This window comes from Accumulibacter sp. (genome assembly GCF_029255125.1).
Taxonomy (GTDB): domain Bacteria; phylum Pseudomonadota; class Gammaproteobacteria; order Burkholderiales; family Rhodocyclaceae; genus Accumulibacter.
The window spans coordinates 1-17,271 of record NZ_JAPUVR010000080.1; the positions used below are offsets into that span (position 1 = coordinate 1).

Here is a 17,271-nt window from a genome sequence, read left to right on the forward strand (position 1 = left end):
GTACAACGGCCGGCACAGCCGGCAATCTTCAACGTTTCAATCCACGCCCCTCAGTGATGAAGGGCGAATCCCGAGAAGTGCAACGCAGTTGCCGATCGCCGGATGTTTCAATCCACGCCCCTCAGTGATGAAGGGCGAATCGCCAGGCACTGGTCGCAGCCCAGGCGCTCGGTATGGTTTCAATCCACGCCCCTCAGTGATGAAGGGCGAATCCCTTCTGAGATGGCCCCGCCGAAAACTCTTGCCGGTTTCAATCCACGCCCCTCAGTGATGAAGGGCGAATCATAATTAAAGGAGATTGAGATGACCACCCAGTTTGTTTCAATCCACGCCCCTCAGTGATGAAGGGCGAATCACGAACTGTTCCGCACGGTCGATGCGATCAAGGAAGTTTCAATCCACGCCCCTCAGTGATGAAGGGCGAATCGCTTTGCCGCAAGAGCGACTCCAGTCTCGACGCTTGTTTCAATCCACGCCCCTCAGTGATGAAGGGCGAATCGATCTGTGTCGGCAGCAGCTTCCCGATCAGCGCCATGTTTCAATCCACGCCCCTCAGTGATGAAGGGCGAATCATCAAGCTGCTCCCCGATCCGTGGCAGAAGCTGTCGTTTCAATCCACGCCCCTCAGTGATGAAGGGCGAATCCACGAGGCTCGTAGCTGGTGGTACGTCACCGGCTGGTTTCAATCCACGCCCCTCAGTGATGAAGGGCGAATCCGTCGCCAAAAAAACTCCTGCCGATAGTCATCCACGTTTCAATCCACGCCCCTCAGTGATGAAGGGCGAATCCCCACGCCCTGAGTGTAGCCACCGAGTGCCATCAACTGTTTCAATCCACGCCCCTCAGTGATGAAGGGCGAATCCCCGTGTTTCTGATCCGCGATCGGATCGCATCTAAGTTTCAATCCACGCCCCTCAGTGATGAAGGGCGAATCCCTACAATTCGACGCCGATCCCGTCGACTACGTAGTTTCAATCCACGCCCCTCAGTGATGAAGGGCGAATCTTCCGGCAATCCGGCCGGCAGCGCCTTGAGCGTGGCGTTTCAATCCACGCCCCTCAGTGATGAAGGGCGAATCGAGAATATCCAGCCCGCGGTGGCGATGCTGCGTAATGTTTCAATCCACGCCCCTCAGTGATGAAGGGCGAATCTCGCTCGTCCTGTTCGAGCGCCTTGATGGTTCCCTGTTTCAATCCACGCCCCTCAGTGATGAAGGGCGAATCTTCTCGGCGCCGGGGTCTTCTCCGCCCGGCTGTGCGTTTCAATCCACGCCCCTCAGTGATGAAGGGCGAATCCTGGATCGGGAGCGAACTGCTTGGCCCGCTCGCGGTTTCAATCCACGCCCCTCAGTGATGAAGGGCGAATCCAGCACAGTACGCCCACATGATACGCGATGGAGACGTTTCAATCCACGCCCCTCAGTGATGAAGGGCGAATCGCTACATATCGCCGCTGGCCCGTGCGCAGAAGCTGGTTTCAATCCACGCCCCTCAGTGATGAAGGGCGAATCCTTTCAGCAGGGCTATCTCCTCCTGCGGCAGCGGGTTTCAATCCACGCCCCTCAGTGATGAAGGGCGAATCACAAGGCGGCATCGGACGAGCTGCGCAAAGACTGGTTTCAATCCACGCCCCTCAGTGATGAAGGGCGAATCCGCGGCAGCTTTCTGCGTTAGGCTGTGCCTGGAGAGGTTTCAATCCACGCCCCTCAGTGATGAAGGGCGAATCCGGGGACCACTTTCGAGGACGCGATTAAAGACCCCGTTTCAATCCACGCCCCTCAGTGATGAAGGGCGAATCATGGGCCGTGGTCATTGAAAAAGGAGTTTGTCATGTTTCAATCCACGCCCCTCAGTGATGAAGGGCGAATCGATTCCCCACTCTGTCCAGTAGCCATATGCCTGTGTTTCAATCCACGCCCCTCAGTGATGAAGGGCGAATCCGTAGTTGCCGTAGCGGGCGGTTGAATCTCCACGCAGTTTCAATCCACGCCCCTCAGTGATGAAGGGCGAATCTGTGAGGGCTTCGATGGCCGCGTCTTTTTTCGCTTCGTTTCAATCCACGCCCCTCAGTGATGAAGGGCGAATCCTCCGTCCTCAGATGGCACATACGGATCGTGGACTGTTTCAATCCACGCCCCTCAGTGATGAAGGGCGAATCCGGCCTCGTGCGGCAGGTAGTGCGTGCCGAAGACGTTTCAATCCACGCCCCTCAGTGATGAAGGGCGAATCGCAGCTCAACTCGCCGGCGACCGACGACCAGACCGGTTTCAATCCACGCCCCTCAGTGATGAAGGGCGAATCGCTTGAAGAAGTCGTCGCAATGGCGCTTTCAAGGATGTTTCAATCCACGCCCCTCAGTGATGAAGGGCGAATCCCGCGAGGCGCGCGAGGCCGTCAGGGTCAGCATGGTTTCAATCCACGCCCCTCAGTGATGAAGGGCGAATCCGACGGACACGCCCAGCCAGATGTTTTTGCGTGGGTTTCAATCCACGCCCCTCAGTGATGAAGGGCGAATCTCCAGCGTTCCGCCCGACGCTGCGGCAGCAGAGACGTTTCAATCCACGCCCCTCAGTGATGAAGGGCGAATCCTGCAGACGTACGGGCGCATGCTCGGTAACGCTGGTTTCAATCCACGCCCCTCAGTGATGAAGGGCGAATCGTTCTCTATGCCAAAGGATGGTGTTCTCGACGCACTGTTTCAATCCACGCCCCTCAGTGATGAAGGGCGAATCCGGCGAATGCTCCGATCTTCTCCTGGTAAAGCCGGTTTCAATCCACGCCCCTCAGTGATGAAGGGCGAATCCCATCTGCGCCAAACGCTGGAAAACAATGGGCAATTTGCCTCGGTTGCGCGAACCTTCGGTGGATGGGCAAGGTGTGAGTCTACAGCATGCCGTAGCGAAACGGGAAGACAAGTGAAAACAATCCACTGCAGTGCGCGCGGAACTCCCCGTCGGGTGGCGGGAGCTTGGGGTTCGCGCAGGCTCATAGCACAAGAGGCGATTCGAAGTCGGCTGCACGAAAGCAGCCGTGTTCGCAAACCTCGTAGCCTTTCCGTTCGGCGATGCGATAAAGGCGCAGGTTGTCCTCGCTGGCTTTGATTTCGGCAAGCAGTCGGCGCTCCAGAGCTTCAAACTGGGCACGATCGAGCTGGCACTCGAAAACCGACTTCTGTACGCGCTGGCCGACACCTTCGCAGACGCGCGCCACTTTGCGCAGGCGGCGGCGTCCTTCGCGGGTTTCGGTGTTGACGTCGTAGCAGACGATGACCAGCATCAGCGCATCAGGTAGGGCAGGTAGTCGGCGGTGTCACCACGTAGAGTCCGGGCGAGGAGCCGGGCTTGCAGGTGCGGCAGCAGGCCGAACGGGATGGGTTCGGAGAGCAGAGGATGGGCAACGCTTTCCTGCTTGCGCTGTTGATAGGCGACCAGGACCGTCTTGCGCGCTTCGCCGGCAAGCAGGACGGCGCCGCCCTCGCGTTCATCGAAGTCGCCGGGGTTGAGTTGAGCGCGGTTGACCAGGGTGAGGGCAAGGCGATCAGCGGAGAAACGGAACTCCTCCATCAGGTCGAGCGCGAGTGCGGCGCGTCCAGGGCGGACGGCGTGGAGGAAGCCAATCTGTGGGTCGAGGCCTGCGGCCTCTACGGCTGATCGGCAGTCATTCATCAGCAGCGAGTAGAGGAAGGACAGAAGTGCGTTGATGCGGTCGCGCGGCGGTCGACGGCTGCGCCCATTCATCCTGAAGGCCTCGCGTGCAGAGTTCCGGACAAGGTGGGTGAGCGCCGCGAAATACTGCCTTGCTGCTTCGCCTTCCTGGCCGCGCAGGGTGTCGAAGTCGGCTGCCTGGGGGAGCGCGCGCAGGGCAGCGGCGAGATTGTCGGCGCCGCGCGCCAGCGGCTGGGCGTCGTCCGCGACTTTCGCTTCGCGCGCGCCGCGCAGGAGCACCTGGCGGCAGTTGCGCACTTTGCCGGCGATCATGTTGCGGGCAACGCGCAGCGCAAACGAGTCATCGCTCGCGAGTCGATGCTGTGCTTGCCGCAGCAGGACGTTGCCGGAAACCGCTCCCTCCAGGCGTGCCTTGAAACGGCCGTTTCCGTCGAGCAGGACCAGCGCTATTCCTTCGTCGGCCAGGCGGTGCATGAGTGGTAGCGAGACGGCGACATGCCCAAAGCAGACGACCGCTGCCAGGTGATGCAGCGGTACCCGCAAGCGCGTTTCGTGAGCGACTTCGACGCGGATCGTCTGGTTCTCCAGATGCACGTAGCTGTCGGGTGTGGTGAGGTAGAGTGTGTTGAGCAATTGCATGTCAGCACTCCGGGTCGAAGAGCGCGCCGAGTGCCGCCGCGTGTTCGTGTTGCGCTGCCAGCGCTTCTGGTTGGCAGAGATCGCGCAGGGAGCAGGCGCGACAGCGGTGGTCGCTGCGTATTGGCGGTGTGCTTCCACTCGCCAGCATCTGGCGAACGGCTTCGGTGGCGGCATGGACGCCAGCACGTAGTGCATCGGAAAAGACGACGCATCGTCGTCGGCGCGAGCTGGCATAGAACAAGGCGCCTTCCGGTACCGGGCGCTGGAACATCTCGGCCAGGCAGATCGCCTGTGCCGCCAGTTGGATATCGTCGCAAGCCGCGATGTCCGCATGCTTGTTGCGCGAGCCGTGCTTGTACTCGACGGGGTAGGGCGTGCCGTCCGGCAGAAACTCGACGATGTCCGCCTTGCCGACCAGGCCGAGACGGTCGCTGAACAGGGGAAGCGAACGCTCGACGCGCAGACCCTCGTGCAGATCGCTACCCGGCTCGTCTACGCGCTGGTGCAGGGCTTGCCCGCGTTGCGTGTAGAGGTTGTCGGCGAAGACCTGCTCGAGGTGAATCAGCGCGCACTGGCGCGGACAGTAGCACCAGTGCTGCAGAGCGGAAAGCGGGATTGGATCGCGGAGCTCGCTGGACATCGTTGGCTTTCGTCGGAGGTGTCGCTGCTGTCGCACGGCCGCCACCGCTCGTTGCGCGCGGTGGCGGCGGGCGATCAGATGCGCTGAATCAGGCTCACTCCCGGCGGCAGATCTTCAACGTTGACCGAAACCGTGTAATCCTCGAAGTGACGGGCGAAGTCGACTCCCTCCTTCCGGCGGATGGTGACGCGGTCGAAGAGCGCGTGCGCGTGCGCCTTGCCGAGCTCGGAGTCGTGCCGGAAGACGTAGAGACCGCGCGTTGTCATTTCGCCGCGCGCCGCCGAGCGGTCGTGCTCGAACATCTGCTCGAGCGCTTCCCAGAGCAGCGTCAGGTCGTCCTCGCCGAAGCCTGTTTGCCGGGCGAGAAAAGCCGAGACGAAGCCGTGTGCAACGTAGATCGCGTAAGGTACCGTGTGTTTGCGGCCCATCGTGCGGTTGTCACCCTTCTGCTTTTCCGCATCGGCCTTGGTGGCCACCGCCATGCGGGTGATCGAGTGTTCCTGTGCGATGATCGGGTCGACCGAGCGGGCGAACGTCAGTTGTACCGGACCACGCACCTGTCCGCAGTTGATTCCGGTGGACAGCACGGCGCCAAAAGTGCGTACGTCGTAGAAGTTCTCGCACATCCACTTTCTCGCCCGATCGACCGTGTCGGGGCTTCCTTTGCGCTTCTTCTCGTCGCCGGTCAACTCGCTCTCGGCGCCGATCGCTCGGTAGGCCTTTTCGTGGGTCTCGTTGAGCACCGCCTTTTCCTTGACGTAGATGTCGTATGGCGGCGTTTCCGCTTTGCTCAGGCCGACGTAGTTGCGCACCTTGCGCTTGAGCGAGACGTCGGTGACCAGGCCGTGGCCGGACTCGGCGTCGAGGCGCGGCAGGTTGCCGGCGTCGGGGTCGCCGTTCGGGTTGCCGTCGCGCACGTCGAAGACGAGGACGAAGTCGTAGCGGTTATGCAGGCTCATGCGGGTTCTCCTTCGCTGGTTTCATTCGATGGTTTGTTCTTGCTGAAAAATGCCTGGCGCTGATGGTAGTAGCCCAGCGCAAAGCGCCCCTGTTCGGGCAGGCTGAGGTGTTTCGGGAATTCGGCCACGCCGCCGAGAATTTCGCCGAGTAGTCGTTCGAATTGGACGGCGCGGCCGCGTTGCTCGATCTTTGCCAGATGATGGTTCTTCAGGCGCAGCAGCGTGGTGAACACGCTGACCGGCGTGCTCGACGCAGCGCCGTAGTAGCGTTCGCGGATGGTGGCGTTGAGTCCAGGGCTGGCTTCTTCCTGGATCTTTTCCAGTGTTGCAAACAGGCGTCCGAGGCGGTACGCCGGATTGTCGTTGTCGAGGTCGAGCACGGGCAGCAACTCCTTTGCTGGGAATGAAGAGCTAGTGAAGCGCAACTGGCGGTTCAGGCACGCCTTGATCGCCGCTGCGCGGTGGTAGTTGACCCTCTGTTCGGCGCGGCTGCGCATGACGGCAGCGTTCAGCCAGCTTGCCGGGAAACGCTCTCCGGCGAAGATCGAGCGCATGATCTCGCCGCCGAGCCTGGGCGGAATGTTTTCGGCCTTGCCCAACACAGCGCAGGCGGTGAGCAGGCGGAAGAGGCTGGGGTATTCCGGGTCGTCGGCCGAACGCGCGATCGCGAGATCGTCGAACCACTGGCGAATCTGCCGGGCGATTTCGTGCAGCGGCGCGGCGTGCCAGAAACGCACTGAGAGGCGTGCCGCGTTCGGCGCCAGTCCGAGAACGTGAAAGCGGTTGTCGCCGCGACCGCCGTCGAACTGTCCGCTGCGCACCGCAGCGAGCAGGCTGCGGATCAGGCCGCTGCGTGCGTCGGGATCGTCCTGGCCGAAAATTGCCGCGAAAGCGTCTTCGGCTTCCCGGTCTTCCTGCTGCGCCCAGAATACCGTGGATGCATCGCCAAGCTGCAGGCGCTGGCGCGAGTTGCGATCGAGCAGATGATTGAGCGCCGTGGTATAGGCAAACGCCGCCGCCTGGCCGACCGGAGCGTTATCCCCCTGCTCCTTGTTGTACGAGGTGAATGCTTCGAGATTGAACGAGACAATGTTGGCGCCGGACGTCTGTGCTCCCCAGACGCCCTTGATCGCCGTATGCAGACGCGCGGCGGTCGCCGGCTGCCCGGTGATCAGGCAGACGCGCTGGCCGGCCACGGCGGGCGTCGATTCGTCGGCCAGGCCGGCGATCACCGCCGAACGCTGGCAGACCAGTTCCGTTTGCGGGTGCAGGCGAAACGTGACGAGCGCATTGCCGGCGACGATTTCCGGCCAGCAGGGGTCGTTGGCCAGCGCGGCAGCGCCGTTGCCGGCATAGAAGGCACGGACTGCCTGCACACCGGCGTCGGCCAGCGCAGCAGGCGGCAGTTCTTCGAGACGGCGACGGAATGCGGCGTGCTGCTTTAGCACGCGCTGCGCTTTGCCGCGCGCATCGACGCCCAGCGCGTATTCGGCAGTATCGCAGAGCAGATTGGCGGCGACGCCGGAAGCCCGTTTGACGCTCTGCGGCACCAGGTAACGGCGCGCCGTCTTCCGCTTGCCTTCGCTCTGGCGCGTGTCGGTGATTCCCAGCGGATGGCCGTCCGCGCTCAACTCGATGATGAACGGGATCTCCCTTTCCTCCAGTCCAAAGGCCGGCAGGCGGCGTGCGGGATCGGGGTCGAGCGCCTTGCGTTGGTAGTAGTCGTACAAGGATTGCAGAATCATTGGCTCACCTGTGCCTGCGTCAGATCGATCACGCCGTCGCGCATCGCGGCGCGAAAGAAGTGCGGCTGCGGGTCGGCGCCAAAGGTAATGTCGTGCAGCATCCAGCCGAGGTCGCGTGTTTCGTGCAGCGCCGGCCGTTCGGCCGCCGGGTCGGCGACCAGGCGAAAGCGGGCGGCAAACTCGCGGCAGCCGAGGTAGGGCTGGTTGATGCACTGACCCTTTTCGGCTCGCCGCTGGAAGATCTCACGATACTTCACCGGATTGCCCGGCGCGTCGCCGGCGACCGGCAGCAGATCGGCGTGCAGGCGATAGGCTACGTCGCGCAGAAAGAGTCCGGCGCGTTGCTGCCGCTCGTCCTCGACGTAGAGCGCGAGGTGACCGCGACCGTCCCTCATTGCCGTCTGGGCGTTGCGTACCGACGCCTTGGCTGCCACTTCGTTGCGCCGCACGCTGATCCAGCGGATCGGTTCAAGCACCTCGATCTTGTTGACCTGCCAGCGGATGGCCGGTTTCCAGAGGATCGCCTCGAAAACCGCGCGCGCCGCCGAAGGCGTGATCACGTCGTAAGACACCCGTTCGACTTTCATCTCCGGGCGGGTGAAACAGGCGAAATCGCCGGTGACTTCCAGGCAGAAACTGGTCATTGTCCTTTTCCTTTCAGAATCGCCAAGGTGGCAGTGCAGCAGTCATCGAATCGAGGATAGAGGGGTGCGACTAGCACACGAGGCCTCCCGGATCGCCCGGTGCGCCGCACAGGTTGGCGCCCAGCGTCGGGTCATAGAACAGATCGTTGTCCGGCGACTGCACATAAAGGCCAGCGCAGTCGCCGGGCAGAGCAAGCACGTCTCCGCTGGCGAGCAGCCGGTGCAAGTCGTGCTGGTAAATGGTGACGCCGTAGGTTTGCAGCTTGCGCAACAACCAGCGCTCGGGGCCATCGTGCAACAACTTGTGCAGGAGCGCGTCGACGTGCTGGTCGTCGGCGTCGCGGCGATAGCGCACGAAAACCGTGGCGCCTTCATCCGGGTCGATCAGGCGGAACTTCTCGGCGGCGGTGCGGAAATTGACCTCTGCGCCGGCTGCGACGCGCAGCAGGTCGCAGATGCCGTGCGCGTCGAGTTGCGCGTCGCCGTAAAGGCGGCGGAAGTAGTCGGCAAAGAGATCGACCGCGAGCGGATCAGCGTCGGCCGGCAGCGTTGCCCAGACGAGTCGCGTCGCCTGCTCGGCCATGCGCAGCAGGCCGGGTGGTGCCGCTGTGGGCGGCACGAAGACATGCACCTCGCCGAGCTGCAGACGGCCTTCGCGGTTGCAACGGCCAGCAGCTTGCGCGATCGAGTCGAGCCCGGCGAGCGCGCGGTAAACCACCGGGAAATCGAGGTCGACGCCGGCCTCCACCAGTTGCGTGGTGACGACGCGTACCGGCGGCGCCGGCTCACCTTCGGCCAGCGCGCGCCGCCGGTGCGCGAGCGCGTGTCGGATTGCGCCGATCGTGTCGCTGCGGTGGCGGGCGCACATCAGTCCGGAGAGATGCCAGAGTCCGTCGCGGCCACTGCATTGCGCAAGCTCGCCGTGGAGCTCGCGCGCGTCCTGCCGGCGACCGACAATGGTCAACACTGCTTCGTGCGCAGCGATTTCTCGCGCCAGCTCGGGCCACGTGCAGCGCTGCTGCAAGTTGGCCGGGCGCTGCACGCAAACGCGCGTCAGGGCGGCGTAGAGCGCAGGAACGTCGTCGATGATTTCGCGTACCTCGCCCGCGGCAAATCCCCGCAGGCTGCGCGCCAGGTCAAAACTCGCCGGCATTTCGAGCGTCGGCTGGGTGGCGGTGCACAGGAGCAGCGTGACGCCGTAGTCGAAGACCAGCAGGCGCAGCACGTCGACCACCGGTTGCAGGTAGTGCACCGGCAGCAACTGCGCTTCGTCGAGGATGACGACGCTACCCACCAGGTTGTGCAGCTTGCGGCAGCGTCCGGTGCGGTGGGCGAACAGGCTCTCGAGCAACTGCACGTTGGTGGTGACGATCAACGGTGCGTCCCAGTTTTCGCAGGCAAGGCGGGAACGATGCGTCTCCTGGCGCGGGTCTGGGTCGAGGCTGCTGTGGTGCTCGACGACGTTCTCGTCGCCGAAGATGTCACGAAAGACTTCCGCCGTCTGTTCGATGATGCTCGTATAGGGAATCGCAAAGACGATGCGGCGCTTGCCATGCACACTTGCGTGACGTAGCGCGAAAGCCAGGCTGGAAAGCGTCTTGCCGCCGCCGGTGGGTACGCTCAGGCGAAACACGCCGGGTGGGCAGTTGGCCCTTTCAAGGCAGGCGTGCAGCACGTGTGCGCGCCGCTGATTGACCGTCGAAGCGGCTTCTCCCCGTTCGTTGACCGTTTGCGCCAAGCGCTCCAGGTGATCGAGCAGGCGAGCGTGCATTTCCTCGAGGCTCAGAAAGCCGCTGCGCCGCTGACCTTTTTCCGGCGCCATGAAGCACTCGGTGTCGAGGAAGTCTGCATCGACCAGGCAGGAAAAGAGCATCCGCAGCCATAGTGCGAAACGGCCGGGGATGTCACGGTCGCGGTAGCGCAGCAAGTCGTCCAGGCTGGGCAGCGAGGCTGGCGGAGGATGCAGCAGTTCGGGTGGAGGCCCGGCGGCCAGCGTGTCAAGCAGTTCCTGCTGCGTTTCGCTGCGCGCGAAGCGGTTGTGCAGCGAGTGGTTGTCGCCCGACCAGTCGGCAAGTCCGCTATGGTGACCGGCGATCAGGTAGGCGAGGACGCGGGCAATCACGGGTCCGGCGCGCCGGTCGACTGCGGCCAGATGCGCTTGCGCCCACAAGGCGCCCGCCGCCGAGTGCGTCTTGTCGGCGCTGGCGACGCGGCCTTCGATGTGTGCGTCGGCATCGCCCGACTGCCGGATATAGCGCTGAAAACCGGCGCGGAATTTACCGAGATCGTGCCAGCGGCCGGCGAGCTCACCCCATGGCGCGGCGCCAAACGCGGCGGCAAAACCGGCGGCCAAGTGCGCTACGGCGTCCAGATGCGCGGGCAGCGAATGCGCGATTACGCGTCCATTCTCGCTGCGCACATGCGCGAGAAACTCGGGTTGCATGCTCAGTCGCCGGCGTAATGGTCGATCGCCGCCTGCAAGCGCTGCCTGACCTTGGCGCGCAGATCGGGGGGTGCGACGACCGTGCAGTCGGGGCCGTACTTGAGGACATCCATGATCAGCTCGGGATCGTCGCTGTACGGCAGCACCAGTTGATAGCGTCCGTCCGGCAGGAAGCGCCCGCGCTGCTGCGGGTGCCAGTCTTCGGCGGCGACCCAGCGTGCGCGATCGGCGCTGAAGAGCAGCGTCGCCCAGCGCACTGCGCTGCCGGCAAACACGCCGTAGCCAGCACCGAGCGCTGCGTCGAGCTGGGCTTCGTCGATCTCGTGCGCGAGGGTTTCGAGCACCCGTACCGACTCGATCGCGTCGACCGCAAAGCGGCGCAACTGCCTGCGCAAATGGCACCAGGCGTCGAGATACCAGTTGTCGCGGTAATGCGTCAGGCGTAGCGGTGAAACTTCGCGCTCGGTTTCTTCGCCGCTGCGTCTTGCGACATAGGTCAGGCGGATGCGCCGGCGTTCGAGCAGGGCGCTGGCAATCGTCTGGAAGTGCTGTGGCGCGTAGGTGCGGGCTGCCGCGCTCACGATGCGCACGCGCCGGGCAACCTCGATCGCGGAATCGTTCTGGCTTTCGAGGAGCGTGAGCAAGCGTTCGTGCAGCGGCGCAAGCTGTTCTCCGAGTACGCCGCTGCGGTCGACTGACGCGAGCAGGCGCTGCATACTGAGCAAAGCGTAGATCTCGCCCGGGGTAAACCACAGGCCGGGCAGTTCCGAGCGCGCAGCAGCCGGGTTCAGGCAGTAGCCGTTGCGCTCGCGATCGAAGACGATCGGCAGGCCAACGCGATTGGTCAGATGCGACAGGTCGCGGAAGATCGTGGCGCGCGAGACTTCCAGCGCCGAGCACAGATCGCTCAGGCGGACGACCGGCCGGGTTTGCAGCAGCCGCTGGATTCTTGCGAAGCGTTCGTTACGTTCCACCGTCTTCTGCCCGATTCAATCTGGCTTGGTCATTTACCGCGATCGTAGCGCGGAATGTGCTACCAGGTGATCAGGCTGATCACCAGGGTGACCATGGCCGTTGCGAAGATGAGTCGGTCGAGGTGGTCGGCAGTGGGCATGTTCGTCTCCAGTGAGTTGGTTCAGGAACACTCTACGCTGGGCGAGTCTCACCACGTGCGACTGGGCACGGCCGGAAGAAATATTTTTTCAGCCGGCGATCGGTTGTGGCAGCAATCTCGCTACGCCGGTGGGCCGGTGGGCGCGGCTGGCGACGGATTTGCGCGGGGATTGTTGCGCGCGTGCGTGCTGTCGGCCGCCGTCAGCCCGCCTGCGCCGCGCACCAGGCGGCCGTCTGGGGGGCGCGGCAAAAGGCTTGCAGGAAGGCAAAGGCCGCTTCAGCGTGCTCGCGCGCTGTCGGGCTCAGTTCGTCTCCGAGCACGAAACTGTCGCCGCGAACGCCGAGGACGTAGGTCGGGGGCAGCGCTGCCTGGCCGAGGCGGGCGAGAACGGCGAGCACGGTCTCCGGGTTCAGCGCGTGCGAGCTTGCAGCGAAACTCGGCGCGTCGCGTGCTTCGACGCGGCGAAAGGCGTACGGCGCCGCGGCTTGCTGGTCGGCGTCGATGAACAGCGCGAGTTCTCTGGCCGCGAGATCGAGGGCATTTTCGATCTGCCACTGGAAGTCGCCGATCAGTTCGTAGCGTTCGCTCAGCCCTGCTGCGAGCAGCCAGTCGTGCAGGCGTTCGAGGAGCTGGGGGCCGAGCGCGTCGTCGCCGCGGCTGGGGTTGCCGCAGGCGAGGATGACGATCGGGGCGGGCGCGCTCGCCACCCAGTTCGCTTCAGCCGACGTTTGCCGAAAGCTCGGGCGAGGGCGACTGCAGACGGTCGAGCAGCGTTCCGTCGGCGTCGAGCAGTTCGAGCTGCAGCGGCATCTTGCCCAGCGCGTGCGTCGCGCACGACAGGCAGGGGTCGAAGCAGCGGATGGCAACCTCGATCCGGTTGAGCAGTCCTTCGCTGAGCTGGCGGCCGTTCAGGTAACGCTGGGCAACGCGCCGGATCGCTTCGTTCATCGGCTGGTTGTTGTGCGTCGTCGACACGATCAGGTTGCACGTGCTGACCAGATCGTCGTCACCGACACGGTAGTGGTGGATCAGCGTGCCGCGCGGCGCTTCGATGACGCCGACGCCTTCGCGCCGGCGCGGGCCGCTGGTGACCAGGTCGCTGCCCGAGAGGTCGTCGTCGTGCAGCAGGTCCTTGATCGTCTCGGCCGCGTGCAGCATTTCGAGCATGCGCGCCCAGTGGTAGGCGAGCGGCGCGTGGATCAGTTTGCCGTTCCCGTGGTCGATGAACTCACGCCGCTCGGCTTCGGCGAGCGGCGTCGCCATCGTGTCGCAGTTCTGCACGCGGGCGAGCGGGCCGACCTTGTACCAGCCGTCCTCGGTGCCGAATGCGGCGAGGAAGGGGAACTTCATGTAACTCCACGGCTTGACTTCCTCGTGAATGAGTTCGGCATAGTTGTTCACGGGCACGCCGTCGACCAGGAGCTTGCCGTCGGCATCGCGCGCGCGCAGGCGGCCGTCGTAGAAATCGAGCGTGCCGCGTGGGCCGACGAGCGACAGCAGGTTGGAGCGGAAGCTGCCGAATTCGTCGTAGAGTTCGGGTTCGGATTCATGCAGGCGCTTGACGAGCTGCACCGCCTGACGGCTCCAGGCGATGATCGTGTAGATTTCGGCGAGCAGTTCGTCGCGTTCGGCGCGTGTCAGTGCGCGGTTGACGCCGCCGGGGATCGCGCCGGTACCATGTACCCGCTTGCCGGCGGTCAGCCGGATGATCTCCTGGCCGAACTTGCGCAGCAGCACGCCTTGGCGAGCGACTTCCGGGTATGCGGCCGCGATGCCGACGATGTTGCGCTTGCCGGCGTCGCTCTCGAAGCCGAAGAGCAGGTCGGGCGCCGAGAGGTGAAAGAAGTGCAGCGCGTGCGATTGCAGGATCTGGCCGTAGTGCATCAGCCGGCGCAGCTTCTCGGCGCTCGGCGTCAGCCGGTCGACGCCGACCACCCGGTCGAGCGCCTTGGCCGCGGCCAGGTGGTGCGACACCGGGCAGATGCCGCACAGCCGCTGCACCATCACCGGAACTTCCCAGTACGGGCGCCCCTGGATGAATTTCTCGAAGCCGCGGAATTCGACGATGTGCAGGCGTACCTGTTGCACTTGGTCGTTGTCGTCCAGCAGCAGCGTCACCTTGCCGTGTCCTTCGACCCGCGACACCGGGTCGATCGCGACGCGGCGCAGTGTGCCCGGGTTGGCGGCGGTTTCGAGGGCGAAGCCTGTGTTTTCCATGGCCATGCTCGCTTTCAACTCTTGCCGGATCAATCAAAATGCAGCAGCGGGTGCCCCAGGCGCGGCGTGCGGCCGGCCAGCAGGTCGCTCAGGAACTTCCATATCGCTTCGCCGGAAGGCGGGCAACCCGGGATGAAGTAGTCGACGCGGACGATCTCGTGGATCGGGTGGACCTTGTCGAGCGGCAGCGGCAGTTCCGGATCGTTCGGGATCTGGCGGCCGACGATGCCGGGCCCGGTCAGGTAGACCTCCTGCAGGCACTGGCCGAGATCAAGGTGGTTGCGCTGCGCCGGCAGCCCGCCGTTCACCGAGCACGCGCCGAGGGCGATCAGCACCTTGCAGTTGTGCCGGAACTCGCGCAGAACGTGCACGTTTTCCGCGTTGCAGATGCCGCCTTCGATCAGGCCGATGTCACAGGGGCCGCAGTGTTTGATGTCGGTGAGCGGCGAACGGTCGAACTCGACATGTTCGAGCAGTTCGAACAGGCGCTCGTCGATATCGAGAAAAGACATGTGGCAACCGAAGCAGCCGGCGAGCGAAGTCGTCGCGACGCGCAGCTTGCGGCTCTCGACAGCAGCGTTCATCTCACACCTCCTCGGTCGTCGTGCGCCGGGCGAGGCGCTCGACCTGCATGCCGATCGGTTGAACATCGTAGCGCCGGCTGCCGATCGGCACGGCGAAGCCGCGCCGCTTGCGCAGGATGACGCCGACCGGGCAGACATGCGCTGCCTTGTCGGCGAGCGAAAAGTCGGTGTCCGCCAGGCGCCCCGATTCGGCATTGACGATCAGGTGCTTGCTGATGCCACGCCCGGAGAGGGCAAAGACGTTCTTGCCGTCGACGTCGCGACTGGCGCGCACGCACAACTCGCAGAGAATGCAGCGGTTGAAGTCGAGCAGAACCTCGGGGTGCGAGGCATCGACCGCCCGATCGGGATAGAACTGCGGAAAGTGCGGGGTCAGCATTTCCAGTTCGTAGGCCAGCGCCTGCAGCATGCAGCGGCCGCTCTTCTCGCACGAGGGGCAGAAGTGATTGCCTTCGACGAAAAGCATCTGCAGCATCGTCCGTCGCTTGTCGTTCAGGTCGGGGGAATTGTTTTCGACCTCCATTCCGTCGCGTGCCGGCATCGTGCACGCCGAGACGTAGCGCCCGTTGGCTTTCACCGTGCACAGCTTGCAGCTTCCCTGCGGCTTGAACTCGGGGTGATGGCACAGGTGCGGAATGAAAATGTCGGCGGCCATCGCGGCCTGCATGATCGTCTGCCCGTCGGTGAAGGAAACGGGCAGCCCGTCGAGCAGGATGTGCTGCGTGCTCATGCTTCGACTCCCGGCAAGCCGGCCGCCAGACCAAAGTGGGCGGCCGGGTCATCGCGCCCGGTCATCTGGCGGGCGGAGGCCAGCGCCTGATCGAGGTCGAACGCCGGTTTGAAGGCCAGCGAGCGCAGGCGTCGCTCATAGGCCGGGCGGAACTTGTTCAGCGTGTCGAAGAGCGGGTTGCACGCCGACTGGCCGAGCCCGCAATGACTGGCGGCGTGCAGCAGCCGGTGGATCTTGAAGATTTCGTTGATGTCGTGCTGCGAACCCTGGCCGCTCGCGATCTTGTCCATGCAGTTGGCGACGAGCGAGGTGCCAACGCGGCAGGGCGTGCAGAAACCGCAACTCTCGTGCGCGAAGAAATGGGCAAAATTACGCGCCACCTCGAACATGTCGCGGTGTTCGCCGAAGACCATGAAAGCGCCGGCGGTCGGTACGTCCTCGAAGGCAATCCGGCGCGAGAACTCGTGCATCGCCAGGCAGGTTCCGGATGGGCCGCTGACTTGCACTGCCTGCGCATTGCCGGCGCCGCAATCGTTGAGCACCTGCGCCACCGAAACGCCGAACGGGTATTCGTAGATTCCCGGCGTTTCGACATCGCCGGAGATCGACAGCAGCTTCGTTCCGGTAGACTGCTTGGTCCCCAGGCCGGCGAACCAGGCGCCGCCATTGACCGCGATCAGCGCCGCCTTGCACAGCGTTTCGACGTTGTTCACCACCGTCGGCTGGCCGAGATAGCCTTCGGTGGCCGGGAAGGGCGGCCGTATGCGCGGCACGCCGCGCTTGCCTTCGAGCGATTCGAGCAGGGCGGTTTCTTCGCCGCAGACGTAGGCGCCGACGCCGAGGTGGATCTCGATGTCGAAGTTGAAGTCGTCCTCGCCGAGCACCCGTGTGCCGAGCAGTCCATCGCGTCGGCGGCGGGCGAGGTTTTCGTTCAGCGCCGGCAGGAGGTAGGCGTACTCGCCGCGCAGATAGACCAGCCCCAGCGTGGCGCCGATCGTAAACCCGGCGATGCTGATTCCGTCGAACAGCAGGTCGGCGTAGCTGCTCAGCAGGACGCGGTCCTTGAACGTACCGGGTTCGCCTTCGTCAGCATTGCAGACGACGTAGCGTGCCGGCGCTTCGCCCGCGCATGGCGCCCGACGCGCCGACTCCCACTTGATGTGCGTGGTGAACCCGGCGCCGCCACGACCGCGCAAATTGGACAGTTTCATCTCGGCCAGCATCGCCTCCCGGCCGCGCGCGACAGCCGCCTTGAGTGCTTCGCCGTTCGGCCACTGGCGGCCGAGCAACTCGTCGTAGCGCCGGATGTTGTCCTCGATCAGAAAATACTCGCGCGGCCAGTCGCTCAACGGCGCCTGCTTGCGGATCAGTTCGCTGATCCGGTCGATGCGCTCGGCCGACATGCGGGTGAGCGGACGGCCGTTGACCAGCAGCGCCGGTCCCTGGTCGCACATGCCGGTGCAGGACGTCGTATCGACGCTGACCAGGCGGTCTTCGGAGACCTTGCCGCGTTCGACCCACAGCTTGTTGCACAGCCGATCAATCAGTTCGCCGCTGCCCAGCATGCGGTCGGTGATGTTGTCCGAGAAGAGGACGCGGTAACGGCCGACCGGCGTCAGGTGGAAGAACGAGTAGAAGCCGGCGACTCCCTCGACGCGTGCGCGCGGCAGGCAAAGCGCGCGCGCAACCGCGCTCAGCGCTGCCGCCGGAAGATGGCCGAGGGCATCCTGCACTTCGCGCAAAATCTGGACCAGGTACCTGGCTTCGTAGCGATAGCGCTCGAAAATGGGCGGCAGCCGGCTGTCGAGCTGCCCGGCCTCAGCGTAGTCCTGACTCACGCGAACCTCCTGCGAGTGATCATTGGCGAAAAAGCGTCCAAATTCAGATCGCCG

The 17,271-nt window shown here is 64.1% G+C and carries 13 protein-coding genes and 1 CRISPR repeat array; all 13 genes read right to left on the minus strand.

All coding sequences use genetic code 11. The features are described from left to right. Positions 1-33: 33 nt before the first annotated feature. Positions 34-2,802: a CRISPR direct-repeat array (repeat unit 37 nt; unit sequence GTTTCAATCCACGCCCCTCAGTGATGAAGGGCGAATC). Between the two features lie 182 nt (positions 2,803-2,984). Continuing rightward, a complete protein-coding gene (gene cas2, locus Q1L59_RS04605) occupies positions 2,985-3,275 on the minus strand; it encodes a CRISPR-associated endonuclease Cas2 (RefSeq protein WP_300328695.1) in 291 nt (96 codons plus the stop codon). Then, positions 3,275-4,303, minus strand: coding sequence for a type I-C CRISPR-associated endonuclease Cas1c (cas1c, locus tag Q1L59_RS04610; protein WP_300328698.1), 1,029 nt, complete (start codon positions 4,301-4,303; stop codon positions 3,275-3,277). The genes cas2 and cas1c overlap by 1 nt, the downstream gene beginning before the upstream one ends. Before the next feature lies 1 nt (position 4,304). Next, on the minus strand, positions 4,305-4,943 hold the full coding sequence (gene cas4 / locus Q1L59_RS04615; RefSeq protein WP_300328701.1) for a CRISPR-associated protein Cas4: 639 nt from the start codon (positions 4,941-4,943) through the stop codon (positions 4,305-4,307). 74 nt (positions 4,944-5,017) lie between these two features. Next, positions 5,018-5,902 (minus strand): type I-C CRISPR-associated protein Cas7/Csd2, encoded by an 885-nt coding sequence (gene cas7c, locus Q1L59_RS04620; RefSeq protein WP_300328703.1) that lies wholly within the window; start codon positions 5,900-5,902, stop codon positions 5,018-5,020. Next, a complete protein-coding gene (gene cas8c, locus Q1L59_RS04625; protein ID WP_300328706.1) occupies positions 5,899-7,647 on the minus strand; it encodes a type I-C CRISPR-associated protein Cas8c/Csd1 in 1,749 nt (582 codons plus the stop codon). The genes cas7c and cas8c overlap by 4 nt, the downstream gene beginning before the upstream one ends. Next, positions 7,644-8,291 (minus strand): type I-C CRISPR-associated protein Cas5c, encoded by a 648-nt coding sequence (gene cas5c / locus Q1L59_RS04630; RefSeq protein ID WP_300328709.1) that lies wholly within the window; start codon positions 8,289-8,291, stop codon positions 7,644-7,646. Before cas5c ends, cas8c begins: the two co-directional genes overlap by 4 nt. A 70-nt stretch (positions 8,292-8,361) precedes the next feature. Beyond that, the gene (locus Q1L59_RS04635; protein WP_300328712.1) at positions 8,362-10,734 is read right to left on the minus strand and encodes a CRISPR-associated endonuclease Cas3''; all 2,373 of its coding nucleotides are present in this window, start codon (positions 10,732-10,734) and stop codon (positions 8,362-8,364) included. Between the two features lie 2 nt (positions 10,735-10,736). Next, the gene (locus Q1L59_RS04640; RefSeq protein ID WP_300328715.1) at positions 10,737-11,708 is read right to left on the minus strand and encodes a YafY family protein; all 972 of its coding nucleotides are present in this window, start codon (positions 11,706-11,708) and stop codon (positions 10,737-10,739) included. A 340-nt stretch (positions 11,709-12,048) separates the two neighbouring features. Continuing rightward, positions 12,049-12,555 (minus strand): hydrogenase maturation protease, encoded by a 507-nt coding sequence (locus Q1L59_RS04645; protein WP_300328717.1) that lies wholly within the window; start codon positions 12,553-12,555, stop codon positions 12,049-12,051. A 10-nt stretch (positions 12,556-12,565) separates the two neighbouring features. Continuing rightward, complete coding sequence (locus tag Q1L59_RS04650; protein ID WP_300328720.1) at positions 12,566-14,071, minus strand: Ni/Fe hydrogenase subunit alpha; 1,506 nt, start codon at positions 14,069-14,071, stop codon at positions 12,566-12,568. Between the two features lie 23 nt (positions 14,072-14,094). Continuing rightward, the gene (locus tag Q1L59_RS04655) at positions 14,095-14,649 is read right to left on the minus strand and encodes an NADP oxidoreductase (RefSeq protein WP_300328723.1); all 555 of its coding nucleotides are present in this window, start codon (positions 14,647-14,649) and stop codon (positions 14,095-14,097) included. 1 nt (position 14,650) lies between these two features. Then, entirely contained in the window at positions 14,651-15,379 is a 729-nt protein-coding gene (locus Q1L59_RS04660) for a 2Fe-2S iron-sulfur cluster-binding protein (protein ID WP_300328726.1), read from the minus strand. Then, positions 15,376-17,217, minus strand: a complete 1,842-nt coding sequence (locus tag Q1L59_RS04665; protein ID WP_300328728.1) for an NAD(P)H-dependent oxidoreductase subunit E — start codon at positions 17,215-17,217, stop codon at positions 15,376-15,378. Before Q1L59_RS04665 ends, Q1L59_RS04660 begins: the two co-directional genes overlap by 4 nt. Between the last annotated feature and the right edge of the window lie 54 nt (positions 17,218-17,271).

What these genes read in the sequence shown, in the direction of transcription:
- Q1L59_RS04660 (WP_300328726.1), bottom strand. Translation starts at nt 15,379, where the DNA reads ATGAGCACGCAGCACATCCTGCTCGACGGGCTGCCCGTTTCCTTCACC.
- cas7c (WP_300328703.1), bottom strand. Translation starts at nt 5,902, where the DNA reads ATGAGCCTGCATAACCGCTACGACTTCGTCCTCGTCTTCGACGTGCGC.
- cas2 (WP_300328695.1), bottom strand. Translation starts at nt 3,275, where the DNA reads ATGCTGGTCATCGTCTGCTACGACGTCAACACCGAAACCCGCGAAGGA.
- cas4 (WP_300328701.1), bottom strand. Translation starts at nt 4,943, where the DNA reads ATGTCCAGCGAGCTCCGCGATCCAATCCCGCTTTCCGCTCTGCAGCAC.
- cas5c (WP_300328709.1), bottom strand. Translation starts at nt 8,291, where the DNA reads ATGACCAGTTTCTGCCTGGAAGTCACCGGCGATTTCGCCTGTTTCACC.
- cas8c (WP_300328706.1), bottom strand. Translation starts at nt 7,647, where the DNA reads ATGATTCTGCAATCCTTGTACGACTACTACCAACGCAAGGCGCTCGAC.
- cas1c (WP_300328698.1), bottom strand. Translation starts at nt 4,303, where the DNA reads ATGCAATTGCTCAACACACTCTACCTCACCACACCCGACAGCTACGTG.
- Q1L59_RS04650 (WP_300328720.1), bottom strand. Translation starts at nt 14,071, where the DNA reads ATGGCCATGGAAAACACAGGCTTCGCCCTCGAAACCGCCGCCAACCCG.
- Q1L59_RS04655 (WP_300328723.1), bottom strand. Translation starts at nt 14,649, where the DNA reads ATGAACGCTGCTGTCGAGAGCCGCAAGCTGCGCGTCGCGACGACTTCG.
- Q1L59_RS04635 (WP_300328712.1), bottom strand. Translation starts at nt 10,734, where the DNA reads ATGCAACCCGAGTTTCTCGCGCATGTGCGCAGCGAGAATGGACGCGTA.